We start from the raw sequence: 19,440 nt of genomic DNA, 5'->3' as shown, positions 1-19,440 counted from the left end.
CAGCCTTTCAGAGTTCAAAAACATACTAGACTTCATTCTTCTTTACCTCACAATTCGCTGCCTCTTACATGATTATACATCCTTTGCTGTCAAAAGCGCGATTACGGCTTCTCCATGAGATCATAGACCCTTAAAAACATCATGATACACGAAACGAAACATGATCTAACCTTTCAGCTACAAGGATTGCAGAATTATGCTTGAAGTGCCTTATTTCAAAGCATCGTCAAACGCGCGTTCCATTTGACCAGCCTCTTTCGACAACGCGAATAGAACAAACCGTCCTTTGGCCTTCAAAATATGCTTATCCAGCAAATAATACTCCTCTGGGCGATAATCTTTAAATTTGACGGATTGGGCTTGGATTCGCTCCTGTACTTTTTCCAGGACATGATCGACTTCACTCGCATCCTTGACCTGGATGACGGCCAGTTCCTCCGCCTTCACATTGGAGGAAGCCGTATACAGTATGAAATCCTCCACTATGCTTGGTTCGATGTGATACAATTTTTGCAGCTTCTCCTGGTCCCCCGGCTTCATGCCGGGAAGATCTGCTGCTTGCAGGATACGTTCCCCTACTTCTGCAGCCGTCAGCGATGCCGGAGCCTCCTCGTCCCCGGTGCATCCCGCCAATATTCCCGCTATAGCGGAAAGCACAAGCAGTATGATCCATAGTCGCTTCATTTCGCTACCTCCGATAGATTCAGAATAGATATGTCTTCAAAAAACGTGTGAACATTGTAAAGGATGACCATGTCTTGAAACTGCCGATCTTGTACGAGCTTCAGCAGTGATTCGTCGTAGTACCGAAGATCGACCACATCGATCTCGGCGAAATGCTCCGCAAGAAAAGGTATCAGACTATTGGCGTACGAATCCTTGACCACCAACAGCCTCTTCCCGTTGGGATTCGCCGTCGTAATTCGAATCAGCGGGTGGTTGCCGTTCAGGAAGACCGCATATTTATCCTTCTTGTTTAACTGCTCCAATTCATACAAGGAATTTGTGGTACGGCCTTCATCTACATATTCCACCTTGATCTGGTTTTCCTCCCGTGGCAGATAGAGATCGATTCGGTCGGGCTGAAGATGGCGAAAGCCACTCTTCGAATAGAGTGATCCGTAAAATTTATCCGTTGCTAGTCGGATATCGAACTCCGCCTCACTGTTCGGAACGATGCCCATCCGCCTGCACAACGCCTGATAGCCGTAATAAGCGCCTGTACTCGTCCAGTGATGATCCGTCTTGTAATAGATGGACTCCTCCCGGCGGTCATGCAATGCGGGGTACACCTCAACAAAGCGAATATCGGAGCGAAGCAATTCCCGAACTTGATTTATAGCAGCACGCTCGTCACCAATCTGCGCATTCGCCGGCAGCTTATCCGCAAGCAGCGCGGCCGAGGTCGGCACCAGCATGACATACTTATTTAAGCCTTGCGTCGCCCGGTGAAACGAATGGATGGCTGCGCTCCTCTCCTCCACTTCCGCAGCATTCGGCAATGTAAATTGCTGAAAAAGATAGCCGTCTTCGCCCAGGTATACACCGTTGCTGTCCTTCTTGCCCACAAGGCGATCCGCATCGGTTTTGATTCCGACCCAAACGCCGCGGAATGCAAATTGGTCGGAAACATACCTCTCATAATTGGTCGTGAACGTTCCTGATATGAGGGAACGCAGTTCAAAAGCAGGCCGCCCCTCGAGCACCCGGTTCTCCGCTTCCGAGAATGCCTTGTCGGTCGTCAAAATGTTTATAACGACCATCGCCCCGATAAACAGCAGCAGCATCCAGGCTGTCATGGTACGAATTTGTTTGTCATGTCCGATCAAGATCACTCCCTCCTCAAAAGCGGAAATATAAAAACGGATTATAAGACTCGTTGACTAAATAAGCCGTCGACAAAACCAGGCTGATGAAATAACACGCCAGCACACCGATCACGCCTCCCTGATTCCAGCGGTCTTTGATGCGCTCAGCCATTTTCATTGGAAGCGGCGTCGCGAATACAACCAGGAGAACGATCAAGCCTCCGTTTGCAGACAGGTCATACAGCGCTTGACCATTCGCCAGCCCCTGCCCTCCGAAACCGAACATCGTTCCGATAAACGCCACTGCCGCGGACAATTGTTCAAATTCGAACAGGACCCACCCTACCACGACGATCAGCAGCGTGTAGAGATGCCCTGCCCAGCTTGGCCCGCGCGTCAGCCACTTGAGAAGAAACAGCTTCTCAGCTGTTACGAAGCAGCCAAAATACAGCCCCCATACAATGAAGCTCCAGCTCGCTCCATGCCACAAACCAGTTAAGAACCACACAATCAAGAGATTTCGGAGCTGCTTGCGCAAGCCCAGCCGATTGCCGCCAAGCGGAATATAGACATATTCCCGGAACCAGGAGCCTAGCGATATATGCCATCTGCGCCAAAATTCTGTAATGCTTTTAGAGATATAGGGGTACTTGAAATTCTCCGGAAAGTCGAAGCCAAACATCTTGCCGAGGCCCCGCGCCATATCCGAATACCCGCTGAAATCAAAGTAAATTTGCAGCGTAAACGCCAGAATTCCAAGCCAGGCGGAAAGGACGGTCAATTCCTCCAGCGGCGTTGACTTCACGCTCGTCCACAGCAGGCCAATGTTGTTGGCGAGCAGCACCTTTTTAGCCAATCCCCGGATGAACCACTCCGCTCCTTCCCCAAACCGCTCCAGTGTTACTTCTCGGGAGACCAGTTGTCCCGCTATATCGCCGTATTTGACAATTGGGCCGGCAACCAGCTGCGGAAACATGGCAACGTAGGCGCCAAAGGCGATGAAGTTTCTTTGGGCCTTCACTTTCCCAAGATATACGTCCACCACATAAGACATCGTCTGGAACGTATAAAAGGAAATGCCAAGCGGCAGCGGCAGATCCAGGGCCTGCAAATGCAGGCCGAACAGAGCATTTATATTCTCAACGACAAACCCGGCATACTTGAAGAAGCCGAGAATGGCCAAATTGCCGCAGATCGAGCTGATGAAAATTACCTTGGCCAATGATTTGCGATGTCTGTACTTGCCAATCAGGATCCCGTTAGCGTAGTCGAAGACGGTTGAGAAGAGCATGATGACGACATAGACCGGTTCTCCCCACGCGTAAAAGATAAGACTAGCGGTGAACAGAACGGCATTTCTTAACTTCTTGGGCGACAAATAATAAACCAATAACGCAGTGGGTAGAAATTGGAACAAAAAAATCAGACTGCTGAATACCAACGCTTCTCCCCCTACACCATTACTTTGTGTTTATCCCATGAACCAGCTTATCCTTCAAAAAATCGAGCAGGATCGGATAATACTCTGCCTGGAAATGAATGCCGTCCGTATCGTACAGCTCGGTATGATCGGCCACAATCGGTGACAGATCGACGAAGCCGACCTGTTTCTCAGCAGCCAGTTCTTTCACTCCCTCATTGTACTCGCCAATATTCAGGTAACGGGGCTCGGAGCTCTCCGCTTCCGCTGTGACTGGGGTCACCGATAATAACGTAATCGCCGCGTCTGGAAGTTTACCCGCGATCTCATCGATCAATTGAGCGTAATACGATAGCGAATATTCCTTCGGGTTGTCGGTTGGCCACAAAATATCATCTGAGCCTAGCTGAATAAAAATATGCTCCGGCTTTCGCTTCACCAGCTCCTCCACATCCTCCAGCGCGAATTGAGCCGTCTTCCCTGCTCCGGCAAGCACATTCTCCTCGTTCAGTACATCATGGTAGGACAAGCCTTCCGTAATCGAATCTCCGAGAAAAACGCTCCGTTGGAACAGGTTTTTGTATGAATCCTGCTGTGAGGCTGTGGGGTTATCCCCTTCATTAAGCGTTAAAGAAGCGATGTTCCGACTACCGTTCTGGTTCCCGCACGCCGCTAAGAGCAATGTAATGATTCCGATCAGCATGATTATCATTTTATTTTTTGACATGTTTGAATTCCTCTCCTATATCCTGTTTTTTATTTAGAATAATAGTGAGAGATCAAGATCAAATGCAGATGAGATGCAGATGAAGTATACATCCATAAAAAAAAGCGCAGAATCCAAGTTCTACGCTTTCTTTGCTTTCTTCAATTCAAAATAAAACAAGACGCCCTGCTCCGTATTCCTTACCCCGTACGGTGCACCATGCAATTCGAGAATCTGTCTGGAGATTGCAAGGCCCAATCCTGTTCCGCCCGTTGAACGATGACGGGACTGCTCGCCACGATAGAATCGATCCCATATCCTCTCCAACTGTTCAGGGGGAATATGAACACCATTGTTTTCAACGAAGACCTTAACGGTATTCTCCTCTTCGGCCGCAGAGATCATGATCTCTCCCGCCTCCGGTGTATAGCGTATGGCATTCGTCAGGAAATTGACGATCACCTGCTCAATCCGATGCCGATTGGCCACGACTTCAACGGGGGCAAGATGGGTGTGCAGACGGATCTGCCTGGCTCCGATATCCGGCGCCAGCTTCGCGCAAATCCGTTCCAGAGCCTCATCCATCCGGAATGAATCCATCGTCATCTTATACGTACCGGATTCATATCTCGCCAGCTCCAGCATATCGTTGACCAGCAGGTTCATCTTCTGCACTTCATCTTCCATCGCCGCAAAATAATAGTCCCGCCTCGGACTATCCACTTTGTCCTTCAAAATATAAAGGCAGCCTTCCATTACGCTAAGCGGAGTTTTCAGCTCATGCGACACTCCCGCTATGAATTCCTTTCGTGTTTGCTCCAACCGTTTTTCCCGCTCAATATCCTGCTCCAGCCGGTCTATATGCTCGTGCAGCATATCCGAGAGCCGATTGATATTCCGCGACAGGCTGCCGATCTCGTCCTCGGTCCGGACAGGGATCTTCTCCGAGAAGTCCAGCCTGGCCATTTTTTGCGTCATCGCATCCATTCGAAGCAAGGGAGCGGCGATTCTACGGGAAAAATAAAGGGAGGCCAGTACAACGAGCAGCAAGGTGCCAACTACAATATAGCCATAATAATGTCTTAAGACGCCTGCGGCTTCACTCACGGGCTGCAGCGATGTTACTGCAAACAGGTAGGCAGGATTGCCCGCCTGGTCGACTATGCGCTCTACAAATATTTTGTAATGAATTTCGTTCTCCACGTAATCCATTACGGTACTCGTCTGCTCCGTGAGGTCCCCATACAGCAGATCCGCCTGAAAATCCTTCACCCGGTTAAGTAATAGACGGTTCGTATAGCGGGATACTTGCTCGCCTTGCGGCATCCGGACCTGCGTAATGGTTCCGCGAACGAGCTCACTGGGGTAGTGCTCATGATACTCCGTCGGGCTGGCAAATCTCGGAACAACCTCATATTCTTTGGCGACTAGCTGCCGATTCTCCAGTCGGCCCTCCTCTCTGAGGTTGGATGTGCTTCTCCCGATCCGCTGCGGATACAATTGGCCCTCAAACATGATCCCTTCCATGGCAATCTGCTGCCCCTCTTTGATAAATGAATCGGGGAACAACGGGTTATCAGCACTGGCATCCTCCACATCCATCACCGTATACAATGGCACGAGGAGCGTTTTGCCCGACAGATCGGGGTTAGCATCCGAGTGCTCCAACCGGACCTCCATCTCATAATCATCTGCATATTTCAAGTAGCCCCGATGGTCCAATACAGCGAGCCAAGCGTTCGTATTTGCATAGAACTCCTGCTCCTTCCTGACTTCGGAGTGGGGATCCCCAGCCTGGACCAGCGCATCCTGCCGGTAGGAGCGAAGAGCTTCCTGCACCTTTTCCGTCTTTTGTTGCACGTAAAACTGCTTGAAGAACACGGTTTGTCCGAAAATCAAACTCGCGATCACAATCAGGCACAGCCCCGTCGTAAGCAGAAACAGCTTGAATACAATGCGGCTTCTCATGGCTGTTCCTCGAATTTATACCCTGAGCGAACAACGGTGACGATGTGCTTGGCATGCCCTCCAAGCTTGGAGCGCAAATTGCGGATATGACTGCTAAGCGTACGATCGTCGCCATCGAAATCGTAGCCCCAAATTTTGGTGATGAGCTGCTCCCGGGTGAGGATGATGCTTTTATTTTTCATTAAGTAAGTTAATATTTCGAATTCCGTGTGTGTTAGACTGCAGTACTCTCCCCCCGCCAAAACGGTCCGGGACGGCAATTCGATCGTAATCCCGCCGCCGGATAACGTCTCCCCCTGCCCGGGCGTTCTCCGATTCTCTAGCAGCCGCTTGGAGCGGGCCAGCAGGATGGGAGGACTGCATGGTTTAATCACATAATCGTCCGCCCCAAGCTCGAATCCAAGCAGCGTATCCTCCTCGTCCGAACGGGCCGTCAGCATCAGAATCGGCACATTCGAGGCTTTGCGAATTCGCCGGCATACTGACCATCCGTCCAATTCCGGCAGCATAATATCCAGGATAACCAAATGCACCTCATGCTCTTGGAACAACGCCATCGCTTGATGGCCGTCGCTCGCCTCCAGCACTTCATAACCTTCATCCGTCAAATATTCCTTCGTAATTTCCCTTAATATCTGATGATCCTCTACGATAAGTATCCTTTTCGGCATTTTAACTACCTCTTATCCATCTCTCTAGATTGTCTTTAAAATGTAAGTTGAACTACAACCTTATTCTATACAAGGCTCCTTTTACCGTAAAATCTAAATTTTCCAACCAGGCTTCTATTCGCTCACGGATTTGAGCGCTAATTGCAACTCTTCCATATTCCCTATTTCAATTAAATCCCCTTCCACAATTATACATCTCATTCCTTAAATTACGCATGGAATGTCACTTTATAATTGTTAGTTCCTATATTAAGCTCTTTATATTATTATAGAATTATAAGTTTTTGCATTAACAAACCATGGATTGCAAACAATTCGAATACACGGTAATCCTTAATGAAGGAGTTTCAGCAATGAACGACAGCATGCAGAATAAACATCAAGGAATGGAAATTGGAGTTTATACCCTCGGCGATCTTGTTCCTGATCCACATCATGGTGAAATCATTAGCAGCCGGCAGCGGCTGCAGGACATAATCCAGGCGGCGAAGCTGGCCGATGAGGCGGGACTAGATATATTTGGAGTCGGTGAACACCATCGTCTGGATTATGCCGCATCGGCAACATCGGTTATTTTGGCAGCCATTGCGCAAGCTACAAAGCAAATCAAATTAACTAGCGCTACGACGGTCCTGACGACAACGGACCCTGTGCGCCTATTTGAAGAGTACTCCACGCTAGACTTATTATCGAATGGACGGGCTGAAATTATAGCTGGGCGCGGCGCTTTCCTGGAGTCTTTTCCTCTGTTCGGCTATGACCTGAATGACTATGATGAGCTGTTCATGGAGAACTTTCAACTGTTCCAGAAATTAAATCAACAGAAGAATGTCTCTTGGCAAGGCAAGTTTCGTGCTCCCCTCCAGGAAGCGGAAATTGCCCCACGCCCCGTCCAACCGCAAATTCCTATGTGGATTGGTTCAGGAGGCTCCCTTGTCAGCGCAGAACGAGCAGGAAAACTGGGAACGGGCATGGCTCTGGCGATCCTTGGCGGTGCTCCAAATCGTTTTCAAGCTTTGGTGGAAGCATACCGCGCAGCTGGAAACACAGCAGGCCACAAGCCATCCGATCTGAAGGTCGCCATTACAGGGCATGGTTACATTTCCACTACAACGCAGCAGGCCAAAGACGAGTATTTCCCCTACTACGCCAATTATCGGCAATATGTAGATCGTCAGCTTGGAAGAACCAGCGTAACGCTGTCTCGCAAGGATTTCGAACAAATGACCAGCCCGGAAACGGCCCTATTCGTAGGTGATCCGCAATTAATCATCGACAAAATTATGCACCAATACGAGCTGTTTGGCCATCAACGGTTCATGTTGCAACTTGACGTGGGCGGCATCCCCTTTTCTAATGTTGCACGAAGCATAGAATTGCTTGCGACAAAGGTTGCCCCGGTCGTTCGCCGACAAACAAGCAAAGCAGCCGCAGAGCCAAGCGTCTGACCTATAACATTATGCGATAAAGGAATGATTCGATGTCGGATACGAAGCTAGAACCTAAAGCATTGGATATTTTAAAAGATAAAATTCAATTAATCCAAACCGAGGAAGGCGGCATTTACCTCGTTGGACCGATCAAGCTGCCCGTCGACCTGGACGGGGAAACGGTCATTTTCCAATGGTACTGCTGGCTAAGCCGTTGCCAAGTTACAGATAACTTTCAAGAAATTATCGACCAGCTGTCATCCGCAAGCTTAGCCGAATATCAGCAATCGAGCGTGCTCGTGTACGGCGACTTCAAAAACGCTGACGAAGCGCTGATTCGCATGCATTCGATCTGCCACACAGGCGATATCTTCGGCAGTCAAAAATGCGATTGCGGCTACCAGCTGAAAAAATCGATGAAAAATATCGTGGAGCACGGTACAGGTGCACTATTCTACTTGGCCAACCATGAAGGGCGCGGCATTGGATTGTTCAGCAAAGCAATGGCCTACGTGCTGCAAGAGAACGGATACGACACGGTTGAAGCTAACTTGAGTCTCGGATTCGTCGACGATTCCAGAAACTACACCGATGCGCTAAGCGTGCTGCGGACTCTTCGCACCAAGCCAGTGACGCTCATGACGAATAATCCGAAGAAGCTCGAAGCCCTGCAAAAAGCTGGCCTAACCTTATCTGGAAGAGAACCGATTTGGGGTGGCGAGTCAGCATTCAACGAGTTCTATTTACAGACCAAGGTGCAGCGCTCAGGACATTTGGAGGAATAGGGATAGATTATTCCTGCTGCAACCATAACTATAAACAAGCAGCACGCCTCGTAAAGGGCGTGCTGCTTATTTTGCACTGAGCGTGTAAGATACACTAGTGCGATCTTCCAGCACTGGTCTTCTTATTTCCAAGTGCATGTGTAACCTCCTGCTGCAACAACGACATCACGATCAGAGACTCGTACTTATCACCGTTCTTAATGCATTCTCTTAATATTCCCTCCTGTTTAAATCCAAGGGATAAATAAAGCTGTTTCGCTCTCTCGTTATATTCCTTTACATCCAGCCAGATGCGATGAGCCTGGAGGTCTTCAATGATATATTTCAACATCGCCTTGATTGCTTCTCTTCCATAACCTTTATTTTTCTTTGATATCACAATCCGGACCAGTTCAACACTATGATGCGGACTATCCAAGCCTGCCAAGATGACATACCCAACCCAGCTCATATGTTCATCCTCTATGACAATATGTTTCTTATCGGAATCGCTTAACACTGCTGCATGTTGTTCTTTTGACCAAGGAATAATATAGGCAATGTTCTCCGCATCGTTCTCTACCGCTACAATCTGCTCTAAATCACTAACGGTGGTTTGTCTGTATGTCAGCCTTTCTGATCTCAAAAAAATAGCAGCCTCCATATTTTCCACACCTTTCCTCTACAATTTTGAACGCCAAAATATTTCTACATTCCCTCACAGTTTATGACTTTATTAGTCCAGATTCTTTTATTTTTAATTTCCCAATAGCTTTAAGAACATCATGACGATTTTTGGCAGATTTCATCCAGGCCGGCAGTCTGCTTTCCACGCTCAAATAATAGGGATGATCTTCTCTTAATTCCGCTGCAACATAACTTTCCACATACTCTAAATGCTCAAGGTTGTAAGCCCATAAAGTTTGACCACAGCAGGGGATTTGCAAATATAGCGAATAACCAAAAAACCAATCAAATGGACCGCCAATATTTATATAGCCCTCTTCCCAATTTTTACTGTAACGAATTACGGCTTCGTTATAGCAATTTTTCCTAGGAACAAATTCTTTATGCGATCCGCATTCCGAACAAAAAAACCTTCTGGTTATACCGGTTATGTATGGAGATGGTGCTCCTAATGAAATGACCTTGGCTTTCCCGCTACAATTTGGACATACGACTAAAAAGTACGCACCAAAGCTTACCAGCATTCGATGTTGATTTTTAAATTTCATTTTCAATTCGTTCCTATTCCTTATAGAGTCTTTTTCCGATCAATGATTTTGCTGCTTCTTCGGAAATTTCCGTTAAAAATCCCATGCTTCTTAAATCCTTTCTTAATCTTGCTCCGTAACTTGTCATTTCAACTGCATTTACATATATCTTTTGTTCGTTATCTTCTCTATTAATTAGAATATCTCCGTTTTTTAATGTGGTTTCATTTTTTATGATTTCCCCTACAACAACAAATCCTCTTCCGGTTATTTTAAAAGTATCATTAACTTCAATTTCAAACATTTACAGCTCCCACTCCTTATATAGTCTCTATTTAAGTTTGACGAAAGACGCCCACCATAGATAGCGCTTATCTTAGGCGGCATCTATACTTTTCATGCTTCCTTATGAATTATTTCATCAATTTTACGCGCGATGGTACTAGCACCATGATTCATATTACCGATAATATGTGCATGTATATTGTTTTCGGGATATACGGATGATTCCATAAGGACCCCCGGGTCACTGCCCACTACATAGTATTTAAAAATGGTATCACTTTGCATCAACATCCAAACACCGTACCCATAGTATGTCTGATCGTAAACCTGTGCATGTGGAGTCAACAATATTTTAGTATATTCTGGGGACAACAATTGATGATTCAACAAAGCCTCCCAAAACCGGCCCAAATCATGCACTGTCGTAAATGCTCCTCCGTCAGGTCCGCCTTTGATTGGAACTGAATATATATTACTCTTCCAAGTGTTATCCTCATTGTCTATATACCCGACAGCTGTTCGCTCAGGTAGTTGATCCATTCTAAAATAACCTGAATCCCGCATTCTGCAGCGTTGAAATATATTTTTCTCAACGTATTCTGTAAATTCCAATCCTGTTTTCTGCTCCACTACTAATCCTAGGACAATGAAACCTGCATTATTGTATGAGAATCTTTCCCCAGGAGAAAACTTCATTGGATTATTCTGAAACAAAGGCAGGAAATCTTTTGGTGATTGAATGGAGTACATGGGCAGGTCCTCCCAAAGTTGCTCAAAATCATGCATGAACTCCTCATCAAAATAATCTGGTATTCCCGAAGTATGGGTTAATAAATGATGTATTGTAATTCCGGCATCAAAATTAGGAAATGAAATATCTAAACAGTCTTTTAAATAGGAATCAAAAGACAATACGCCTTCTTGGACCAACTGACATATAGCAATAGAAGTGAAAATTTTACAGCCAGATGCTATTCCAAACCTTGTATAAGAACTATTTTGTATTCGTTCGGAACGATTTGCATATCCATACCCTTGTGCAAAAGTATTCCCTTCTTTTTGGACTAAAACCGCTCCGGAAAAAGGCTGTGATTCATTATGCTCTCGTATTGTATTTTCAATTGCTGGAAAGACTTTCATTTACTGCACTTCCTTTCTTTGCTTATATAATAGCAGATGAGTTGACCCTTTAATTCGCACTGCTTTTAGGTAACGTGCCCGCATCTATGACGCGCCGTAACTTAGCTAGCTCCTATCTTAGGTCGGGTCATTCAATTCCTCTCTGTATAAAACCTCCTTAAACTATGCCCTTCTTAAACACAAAACGCCCCAGCCTTAGATAGCTCTAATCTTAGGCTGGAGCGTTGGTTGTCTGAGCTTCTTCCACGATTATACATCCTGAAACCAAAAGGCGATAGCCCGCTGCGTGAAATACAATGTTATTCTTGAGTGTCTCCGTCACTTTTGTATTCTAAAATGTCTCCAGGCTGGCATTCTAATGCTTTGCAAATCGCCTCTAAAGTGGAAAACCTGATTGCTTTTGCCTTTCCATTTTTCAATATAGAAAGATTAGCCATTGTGATTCCAACCCTCTCTGAAAGTTCTGTTACGCTCATTTTCCTTTTCGCCAGCATCACATCAATATTGATTATAATTGCCATGTTATCCACCTCAGACCGTTAAATCATTTTCTGATTTTATATGAATAGCTTCTTGTAAAAGTCTTTGGAGAACAGCAGCAAAAACGGCAATCACCAATGAAGCAAAAATCAACACCAATCCGATGAGTATGATCCCTGGGGCGTCGTCTATCTCCGCCATGATATAGAAGAGCGGCATGCCTAGCACAAACAAGCTGCTAATTGTGATTGCACAGTACTTTATGTTCATTAAAGCCTTAACGGATAATTTCGAGAATGCTTTGTTTTTGTCAATATAGCTTAGAAGTTTAAAAGCTTGATACAGAGCAAAGTAAAAAGGTATCGCCGTTGCATACAAATCCACGAAAACGAAATATTTCATATAAGCAATATCCGGATACAATTCTGCTGCAAAATTCGCTATCTCCGGCACCAAAAATATGAACAAAGCAAGAACTGGGATTCCAATAAGTATAACAGCAATTTTTAAAAAGAGTGTTGATCCTCGTTCCATAAAAAGCACCTCACTTAATTATTCTTTTTGAATTTAACACATTATTTATCGTTTTACAATAATTTTTTATTATTTTGGGTGATCTTTTTATTGTTATATGCACACTAACTATAACCCCGTAAATTATGTGCATTTTGCACATATCCATGCTATACTGTATTATGTGCAATATGCACACATTATTTTTATGGAGGAGAGGTTACTTACTATGAAAGCAGCAATCGTAAAGGAAATGGGGGCCACCCCCGTATTTGGCCAATTTGATCCACCAGCTGCATCGGACGGAGATGTTATCATTAACGTTTCGGCAGTAGCATTGAGTAAACTCAGTAAGTTCCGTTCGATGGGCATGCACTACTCATCAGACATTAATTTCCCGATCATAGCCGGTATAGACGGTGTTGGCACTTTGGAGGATGGATCTCGCGTTTACTTTGCACTTCCCACTGCGCCATATGGCAGCTTAGCTGAACAAACTATTGCGAACAAAAATATGATAATCCCTTTACCGGAAAATATCGATAATGCAACAGCCGCCGCAATCGCCAACCCAGCCATGTCATCATGGGCTGCATTGGTATATCGGGCTCACTTTGAATCCGGCCAAACTGTGTTGATAAATGGCGCCACTGGAGCATCCGGCAGCTTGGCCGTTCAGATCGCCAAGTATTTAGGAGCAAAGAAGATCATTGCGACTGGACGCAACGAGTCAAAATTGCAAGCCCTTGGAGCGGATGAAATCATTGCCTTTGATATGACAGCCCACAACGGAAAGAAAGTGTTTGAGGACGCTTTAAAGCCAGTTATTGCCGGAGGTGTTGATGTTATATTGGATTACCTTTGGGGCGATAGCGCCCTCGCTATCATGTCAGCGATCCCTCACAGTAGTGCAGGTCGGACAACTCGCTTTGTAAGTATTGGAACTTCGTCCGGGCAAGAATCCATCGCTATCCCCTCATCCATACTTCGCGCATCCACAATCGAACTTCTAGGCAGCGGTGGCAGAAGTGTTTCAATGTCTGATATGTTGTCATCTGCTAAAAACGTTCTTGAACTGGCCTCCAAGGGGAAGTTAAAAATTGCCACGATGAAGTTTGCGTTAGAAGATATCGAAGCTGCTTGGCAAGCTCCATTGACACCTCGGCCCGTTGTAATGGTAAAATAATATGCATGGAAGATAAAATATTTAAAGCGGTAATTGATTTGGTTTCTATTATCAATCGGCCTGATCGTGATAAGAAAATGATTGCTAATGCCGGCGTTAATTTGGAGGCTGCTGCGTTTCGTGTTTTCGTTGGCATCGGGCATCTCGAATCGACTAGTGTTGGCGATTTGGCTGCAATGCTAGGGAAAAACTACTCCAGTGTAAGCCGCCAAATTGATAAGTTGGAGACAGCCGGGTTGGTTCGTACTTATCCATCCAATGAAGACTCTCGCATTCGTGTATCTGAATTGACGAATTATGGAAAGGAGGTCAACTCCGTTATTAACCTCACCCGTCAACGCATCATGCGAGAAGCATTGGCCGATTGGACACCAGAGGAAAAAACTCACTTATTAAATAATTTAAAGCGCTTGTTTGATTCATTGAGCAAATTCGACTAATGGTATGTTGACCCTAACCCTAAGTCGAGCCTGTGGGGCTTAAACAATAAATAATCTATATTAAAATCACTAAACAAAAAAAAGCGCCATACTTTCGAACCCGCTACCAGAGCGTGAACTGAAAGCTGGCGCTATATTCATGCTGAAAGAATAAATCTCTTCATTAAGGATAATCCCTCATTTGTAGACCTTTGCCATGTAGGATTCATCTATATATTCATTATTTATTTTGATGGAGTGCTCCTTAATTCCTTCGACCTGGAACCCCACCTTCTTATAAAGACCAATAGCACGTTCATTATTAGCCATTACAGTCAGTTCCAGTCTCGTAACACATGTTGTTTCTCTCCAACGTTCCACTTGCTCAAACAGCTTGCGGCCAATCCCTTGCCCGCTAAATCTCTCCAAAATACCAACTACAATGTGCGCCCGATGCTTTATACGATTCGTATTGCCTCCTACGACGGTGATATGCCCGACTAATTGGTCATCTACTTCAGCCAAAATTATAGTAGAATTTTCAGAACGAATGAAATGGGAAACCATATTTTCCTGCTGTTCGGCTGTTGTCATCCTTTCGTTCGGTTCAAACAGCAAGTAAGTACTTTCCCAATCCAGTTGTTTATTTAATTCCAGAAATGAAATACTATCTTCAAGAACAATTTCTCTAAGGATTAAAATATAGGTCCCCTCCTAATCACATTAAAGAAATTTTTGCATTTATTCCCTATCTATGATTAAATCTAAATTTTTTCATGTGATCCCTCTCTACATTACGATCAGGTTTTTATTAATTAAGGCAGTTCAGCAGTCATCTCCAAAAGTTAACTTCTCTTAGAAATTCTTCTGTATCCAGCAATGTTTTTTGATAGGGTTCATTATCATAGTTCCCATAGTTAAAAAAGCCATGTCCTAACCCCTCAAATTTTATCAGCCGCGAGAAATTCCCCTTCGATTTCATCTTATTATTAAAGCTCTTTATATCTTCATAGGGAATGTTCCTATCCTCCGCTCCATGAAAAAATAAGCTAGGAGGTAATCCTTCTCTCACCACTTCAATTGGTGAAGCCTGGATCAACTGTTCTTTCTCATTTGGAAAAAGATCAATTAGCGCTTCAGAGTTCACTCCGCCATTGAATACAATCATCGCATTGGGCGCGGGATCCGTAAATAAATTGTCGGCTGGATCGTTAAACCCGGAAATCATGGCAGTGCACAGACATAGATATCCCCCGGCTGAAGCACCCGCAGCTATGACCTTGTTTCGGTCAATACCTAGAAGTTCCGAATTCTCCCTAACCCATCGAATTGCCGATTTGGCGTTCTTCAAACTTTCTATAGGGGAAAACAACCCTTCAAGTTCTAAAGGACGATATTCCGCACGAATGGTCAATATGCCCAAGGATGAAAAATGAGCAGCATGGTGCTGAAATTGACCAGCATTTACTTTATTATTACTGAACCCTGCTCCGTGAAAAAAAATGATACAGGAAGCATCGCTTTTGGGCAGCTTTGGCTTCCGCACATATAGTCTAAGATTGTTATAGACTTCTGATTTTTTATATGTAAGAACAAGTACCTCTTCCATTCGCAGCATCATTCCTTTTAGGTGATCGTTATCATTATTCATATCTCCCCTACTCTTCCTCGTCACGATTACAAAAGGGAAAGTACGAAAATGACCTAGCCTAGATAACTTTTATCTTAGGCTAGGTCATTTGATGATTAAGCTTCTTCCATGATTATACATCTAATAATCGAGCGGGGACAACACCCAATAAAGGAGGAATTATCCATATACATTTTATTGCAGCTCCAGCATTTTGAGCACGATCACCGTCGCTTCCACACGGGTCGCCGTGTCGTTCGGTACAAAATGGTTCTCGCCGCGGCCGGCCACGAGGCCAAGTTCACGGATTGCTTCTACCGCGCCTTTCGCCCACTGAGGAATCGCACCGTCATCAGCAAAGCTTGTTGACACATCTGTGTCAGGCTGCAGTTGGAGTGCTCGTGTGATCATCGCCGCCATTTCCGCACGGGTGATGTGAGTGTTCGGACGGAAGCTGCCATCTTCATAACCTTTGATGATGCCTGCCTGCAGCACCTGCGCAACGCCTTGATTCGCCCATTCGCCGATTTGATCATGATCGGTGAATGCCAGTGCAGCTGCTTCGCCTTCCAATTTCAAGGCACCTGCCAGCATAACTGCAAACTCGACGCGGGTAAGCGGGCGGTTTGGTTCGAACGAGCCGTCTGGATAACCGCTAACGATGCCTTTCGACGCTGCACGTTGGATATAGCTTTCCGCCCAGTGTCCGGCGATGTCGTTAAACGATATTGGCGACGTTTCAGGTTCAGCGGATTGGGGTGATTTTCGCTCAATAGTAAGTGTATACGTCTTGAGGGTCCCGTCCTCTGCCTTGACTTGCAGCGGAATGACGTTCTCCCCTTCCTGCAAGTCAATTTTAATACCATCACCTAACGTTTGATCCTGCCATGTCACTTTAGTCTTAGAGTACTCGGCGGAGATTTTCAACTCGATTTGCTTCGCTTCCGTCTTAATTGTATAAGACAATATATCTGCTCTAAATGCCGGTGTTAAGGAGAGGCGCTTATCGTCCACCCATACTTCCAGCGACTTCAAGTTGGCGTTCCGGGATAAATACGAGCTGCCTCCTCCCGAACCCCTATACGAATCTCCGTCGCCGGAGGAGGAATGCCGAAGTGTTACGGCTGTCTTGCTTAATCCAGGCTCACTATCATTCCCCGCAGCATCATAAGCTTTGACGGTAAAGCGATAGCTCGTATCTGGGGCAAGACCTGTCATCGTATACGTATAGACGCTTTCCGTTACCGAGTATTTATATTTGCTGCTTACTTGATCCGCCTGTATCCCGTCATTCAGGTACAGACGATATCCGACAACTTCGAAATGATCCTGTGCCGCAGGCCACGTTAGTTTCACGCTTGTCTGTGTAATGTCCGAGACGATCAGCTCGCTGCCTGGCGGCCAGACGGGGGCTGCCGCATCCGGTTCTCTGATTACAGAGAGCGTGTATCGTTGTGTGTCTCCATTTTCCGCAGTGACGATAATTTCAATCAGGTTGCCTCCCACCTGCAACCACTGTAGATTTCCTCCGACGATCTCAACAGCCGCTTCCAGTTCGTATGTTGCGGCCGTCACCGTAATCTGCTCTGTCGGATAAGGAAAACGCAGGTTATAGGTATAAATTTCAGATTTGAAACCTTGCAGCGGCTCCCCGTTGATTTGCAGATTGCGCAGCTTCGCATCGTTGCCCGGCATCACGCTCACCGTCAGCTCCGCATTCAAGTTATTTGGATTACGAATGTGCCTTGGGAGCCGCAGCTCTCCTATGATGGGATAAGCTCCAACCTGTCCTGGGTCATAGTCTGTGTTCACCAAATCCCAGCTGACAGGCACATCGGCCTCAGAACCATCAGTCAGCCGAACCTGCACCTCAGCAGGCCAATACAATTCCGCAAGCTGTGTACCTTTGGCAACCTGAACTGGCGCGAGGGCTATTACTTCCGCTATGTTCGCGTAAGGTGTTCCAGAGGCCTGCTCCGACCGGTCGCTTTCCGTTCCATCCTTGTCAATTGCCTGTACTGTAAACCAGTACAACTGACCCGCTGTCAGGTTTTTCACAGAATAATCGGTTCCGGTAATAAGCTCGTCCTCGTTGACAAGCTCCCATTGATCGGACTGAACAGGAGCGGCTGTTCCCTGGTAGTAATAGAGCCTATAGCCGACAGCCCCGTCAACTGCTTCCCATGTCAGCTTTACTTCATTCTCGCCGGCATCGGCGGCAACCCCATCTGGAGCAGCAATCGGCAGCCGCGTTCCAAGGGCATAGAGCTTATCATCATCAGAACCGATATAAACCGTGCCATCCGGGCCGATCACAGGGGATGAACGTATTTCTCGGGTTGTGGCAAAAGACCATTTCACCCGTTCGTTCTCACCCTGAGCATGCGAATCCAGCGCAAATAACGTTCCATCCCCATACCAGCCTATCGAAGCAATATAGACCGTGCCGTCTGCTCCCACTACAGGTGATGAGACGATCATATTCCAATTCTTCACCGATGTATCGAACGACCATTTTTCCCGGTTGTTATCATCCACAGCATCAGGATCCAGCGCATATAACAATCCATCCGATGAACCCACATAAACCGTACCGTCTTTCCCAATCGCAGGCGATGAGGATATCGATCCCCATGTTTCATAGGACCACTTCAACCGATCTTCATCATCATCGGCATTTGGATCCAATGCATACACGTATCCATCATCCGAACCGACATAGATCACGTCGCCGTTTGCTCCGATCGCGGGCGATGAGTAGAACGAACACGGTCCATCCATCATCCACAAACAATCCTCTGCCGTCTCTGGTTCAAACGACCACTTCAACCTCTGGGTGTCATCCTCCGCACCGGGGTCCAACGCATAGAAGATTCCATCCCCGGAGCCAACATAGATCGTGCCATCTGCTCCGACCGCAGGTGAAGAATCTAATTGGCCACCAATTTCATAAGACCACAACTCCCGTTTATCATCGTCAGCATCAGGATCTAACGCGTACAATTTCCCATCATATGAACTAATATAAATGGTGCCGTCCTGTCCAATCGCAGGAGAAGAATATATCCGATTCCCTGTGGCAAACGACCACTTCTCACGTTCGTCATCATTTGGCGCATTCGGATCCAGTGCATACAGCTTTCCATCCCCAGAACCGATATAGATCGTGCCGTCTGCTCCGATTGCAGGCGATGAGGCGATGGCCCAAGCTGTCTCAAAGGCCCATTTTAGCTTGCCCGTTTTCGAATTCAGCGCATACAGCTTTCCATCATACGACCCGACATACAGCGTACCGTCTGCCCCGATGGCAGGGGTTGAATATACTTCTCCCTCTGCTGCAAACGACCACTTCACATCGTGATCCGGGCTTCCCACAAACCTGGACTGCCTCGCCCAATTAAAAGCTGTCGGCTGCGCCGCCTCGTAATCATAAGCTCCTGGCCCATAACCCGTTCCTTGAGCGAACGGCAATTCGGCGGCCTTTATGATCGTGGCAGGGAGCAGTCCCGTAAAGCCGAGCCAGATCGCCAACGTCAAAATCCAGACCTTGTTATCCCTCAAATTCATCTCATACAGATCCTCCTCTTTTATTTTTTAATAGCACCTTCCAGGCGATTATACACATTTCCTGCGATTTCGTGATCAACCCTGCCTGTCGACTGGAGCTAAGGGGTTGAGATGGGGGGTGGAGGCATTTATGGGGGTGAGCATTTAGGCGATTGAAGATAGAACCTAAGCAGCTCCGCTGATCGGAGATAGAAAATATAAATTTGATCGGGATCGATCTTGTATCCCACTCCCCCTTT

19 protein-coding genes are annotated in these 19,440 nt (G+C 46.3%); 4 read left to right on the top strand and 15 right to left on the bottom strand.

The features are described 5' to 3' along the window. Positions 1-210 precede the first annotated feature (210 nt). From G358_RS0121085 to G358_RS0121060, 6 genes are all read right to left on the bottom strand, one after another. Positions 211-684: a DUF4358 domain-containing protein gene (locus G358_RS0121085; protein ID WP_019639245.1), complete on the bottom strand. Its 474-nt coding sequence runs from the start codon at positions 682-684 to the stop codon at positions 211-213. Then, complete coding sequence (locus G358_RS0121080) at positions 681-1,829, bottom strand: DHHW family protein (protein ID WP_019639244.1); 1,149 nt, start codon at positions 1,827-1,829, stop codon at positions 681-683. The genes G358_RS0121085 and G358_RS0121080 overlap by 4 nt, the downstream gene beginning before the upstream one ends. A 13-nt stretch (positions 1,830-1,842) precedes the next feature. Further along, positions 1,843-3,249: an MBOAT family O-acyltransferase gene (locus tag G358_RS0121075; RefSeq protein ID WP_019639243.1), complete on the bottom strand. Its 1,407-nt coding sequence runs from the start codon at positions 3,247-3,249 to the stop codon at positions 1,843-1,845. Between the two features lie 19 nt (positions 3,250-3,268). Next, positions 3,269-3,955: a GDSL-type esterase/lipase family protein gene (locus G358_RS0121070; protein ID WP_019639242.1), complete on the bottom strand. Its 687-nt coding sequence runs from the start codon at positions 3,953-3,955 to the stop codon at positions 3,269-3,271. Positions 3,956-4,075: 120 nt separating this feature from the next. Continuing rightward, entirely contained in the window at positions 4,076-5,902 is a 1,827-nt protein-coding gene (locus tag G358_RS0121065; protein WP_019639241.1) for a sensor histidine kinase, read from the bottom strand. After that, positions 5,899-6,573, bottom strand: a complete 675-nt coding sequence (locus G358_RS0121060) for a response regulator transcription factor (RefSeq protein ID WP_019639240.1) — start codon at positions 6,571-6,573, stop codon at positions 5,899-5,901. Before G358_RS0121060 ends, G358_RS0121065 begins: the two co-directional genes overlap by 4 nt. Before the next feature lie 353 nt (positions 6,574-6,926). On the opposite strand from G358_RS0121060, the gene G358_RS0121055 reads away from it, so the two are divergent. Together G358_RS0121055 and G358_RS0121050 are read left to right on the top strand one after the other, a co-directional pair. After that, positions 6,927-8,021 (top strand): LLM class flavin-dependent oxidoreductase, encoded by a 1,095-nt coding sequence (locus G358_RS0121055; protein ID WP_019639239.1) that lies wholly within the window; start codon positions 6,927-6,929, stop codon positions 8,019-8,021. Between the two features lie 32 nt (positions 8,022-8,053). Then, positions 8,054-8,788 (top strand): GTP cyclohydrolase II, encoded by a 735-nt coding sequence (locus G358_RS0121050; protein WP_019639238.1) that lies wholly within the window; start codon positions 8,054-8,056, stop codon positions 8,786-8,788. Positions 8,789-8,882: 94 nt separating this feature from the next. Here the strand turns inward: G358_RS0121050 and G358_RS30625 are convergent, their stop codons facing one another. From G358_RS30625 to G358_RS0121020, 6 genes are all read right to left on the bottom strand, one after another. Continuing rightward, complete coding sequence (locus G358_RS30625; protein WP_019639237.1) at positions 8,883-9,431, bottom strand: GNAT family N-acetyltransferase; 549 nt, start codon at positions 9,429-9,431, stop codon at positions 8,883-8,885. 61 nt (positions 9,432-9,492) lie between these two features. Further along, complete coding sequence (locus G358_RS0121040) at positions 9,493-10,002, bottom strand: hypothetical protein (protein ID WP_019639236.1); 510 nt, start codon at positions 10,000-10,002, stop codon at positions 9,493-9,495. Positions 10,003-10,015: 13 nt separating this feature from the next. Further along, the gene (locus tag G358_RS0121035) at positions 10,016-10,285 is read right to left on the bottom strand and encodes a hypothetical protein (protein ID WP_019639235.1); all 270 of its coding nucleotides are present in this window, start codon (positions 10,283-10,285) and stop codon (positions 10,016-10,018) included. A 92-nt stretch (positions 10,286-10,377) separates the two neighbouring features. Further along, the gene (locus tag G358_RS0121030; RefSeq protein WP_019639234.1) at positions 10,378-11,406 is read right to left on the bottom strand and encodes a serine hydrolase domain-containing protein; all 1,029 of its coding nucleotides are present in this window, start codon (positions 11,404-11,406) and stop codon (positions 10,378-10,380) included. Between the two features lie 299 nt (positions 11,407-11,705). After that, a complete protein-coding gene (locus G358_RS0121025; RefSeq protein ID WP_019639233.1) occupies positions 11,706-11,927 on the bottom strand; it encodes a helix-turn-helix domain-containing protein in 222 nt (73 codons plus the stop codon). Positions 11,928-11,937: 10 nt separating this feature from the next. Continuing rightward, positions 11,938-12,420 (bottom strand): DUF2975 domain-containing protein, encoded by a 483-nt coding sequence (locus G358_RS0121020; RefSeq protein ID WP_019639232.1) that lies wholly within the window; start codon positions 12,418-12,420, stop codon positions 11,938-11,940. Between the two features lie 208 nt (positions 12,421-12,628). Here G358_RS0121020 and G358_RS0121015 point away from each other — a divergent pair, with 208 nt between their 5' ends. Further along, positions 12,629-13,585, top strand: a complete 957-nt coding sequence (locus G358_RS0121015) for a quinone oxidoreductase family protein (protein ID WP_019639231.1) — start codon at positions 12,629-12,631, stop codon at positions 13,583-13,585. 5 nt (positions 13,586-13,590) lie between these two features. Continuing rightward, positions 13,591-14,025 carry a MarR family winged helix-turn-helix transcriptional regulator gene (locus G358_RS0121010; RefSeq protein WP_019639230.1) on the top strand — a complete coding sequence of 145 codons (435 nt, stop codon included), beginning with the start codon at positions 13,591-13,593 and terminating at the stop codon, positions 14,023-14,025. Positions 14,026-14,202: 177 nt separating this feature from the next. On the opposite strand, the gene G358_RS0121005 is transcribed toward G358_RS0121010, so the two are convergent. The 3 genes from G358_RS0121005 to G358_RS31860 form a co-directional block, all read right to left on the bottom strand. Beyond that, positions 14,203-14,700 carry a GNAT family N-acetyltransferase gene (locus tag G358_RS0121005; RefSeq protein WP_026342393.1) on the bottom strand — a complete coding sequence of 166 codons (498 nt, stop codon included), beginning with the start codon at positions 14,698-14,700 and terminating at the stop codon, positions 14,203-14,205. A gap of 136 nt (positions 14,701-14,836) precedes the next feature. After that, positions 14,837-15,655, bottom strand: a complete 819-nt coding sequence (locus G358_RS0121000) for an alpha/beta hydrolase (protein ID WP_019639228.1) — start codon at positions 15,653-15,655, stop codon at positions 14,837-14,839. A 174-nt stretch (positions 15,656-15,829) separates the two neighbouring features. Then, a complete protein-coding gene (locus G358_RS31860; RefSeq protein ID WP_019639227.1) occupies positions 15,830-19,201 on the bottom strand; it encodes an S-layer homology domain-containing protein in 3,372 nt (1,123 codons plus the stop codon). Between the last annotated feature and the right edge of the window lie 239 nt (positions 19,202-19,440).

It is taken from the genome of Paenibacillus fonticola DSM 21315 (assembly GCF_000381905.1).
GTDB classification, from domain to species: Bacteria; Bacillota; Bacilli; order Paenibacillales; family Paenibacillaceae; genus Fontibacillus; species Fontibacillus fonticola.
The sequence above is the reverse complement of the archived record's forward strand: the minus strand, read 5'-3'. Positions and strand labels throughout refer to the sequence as shown.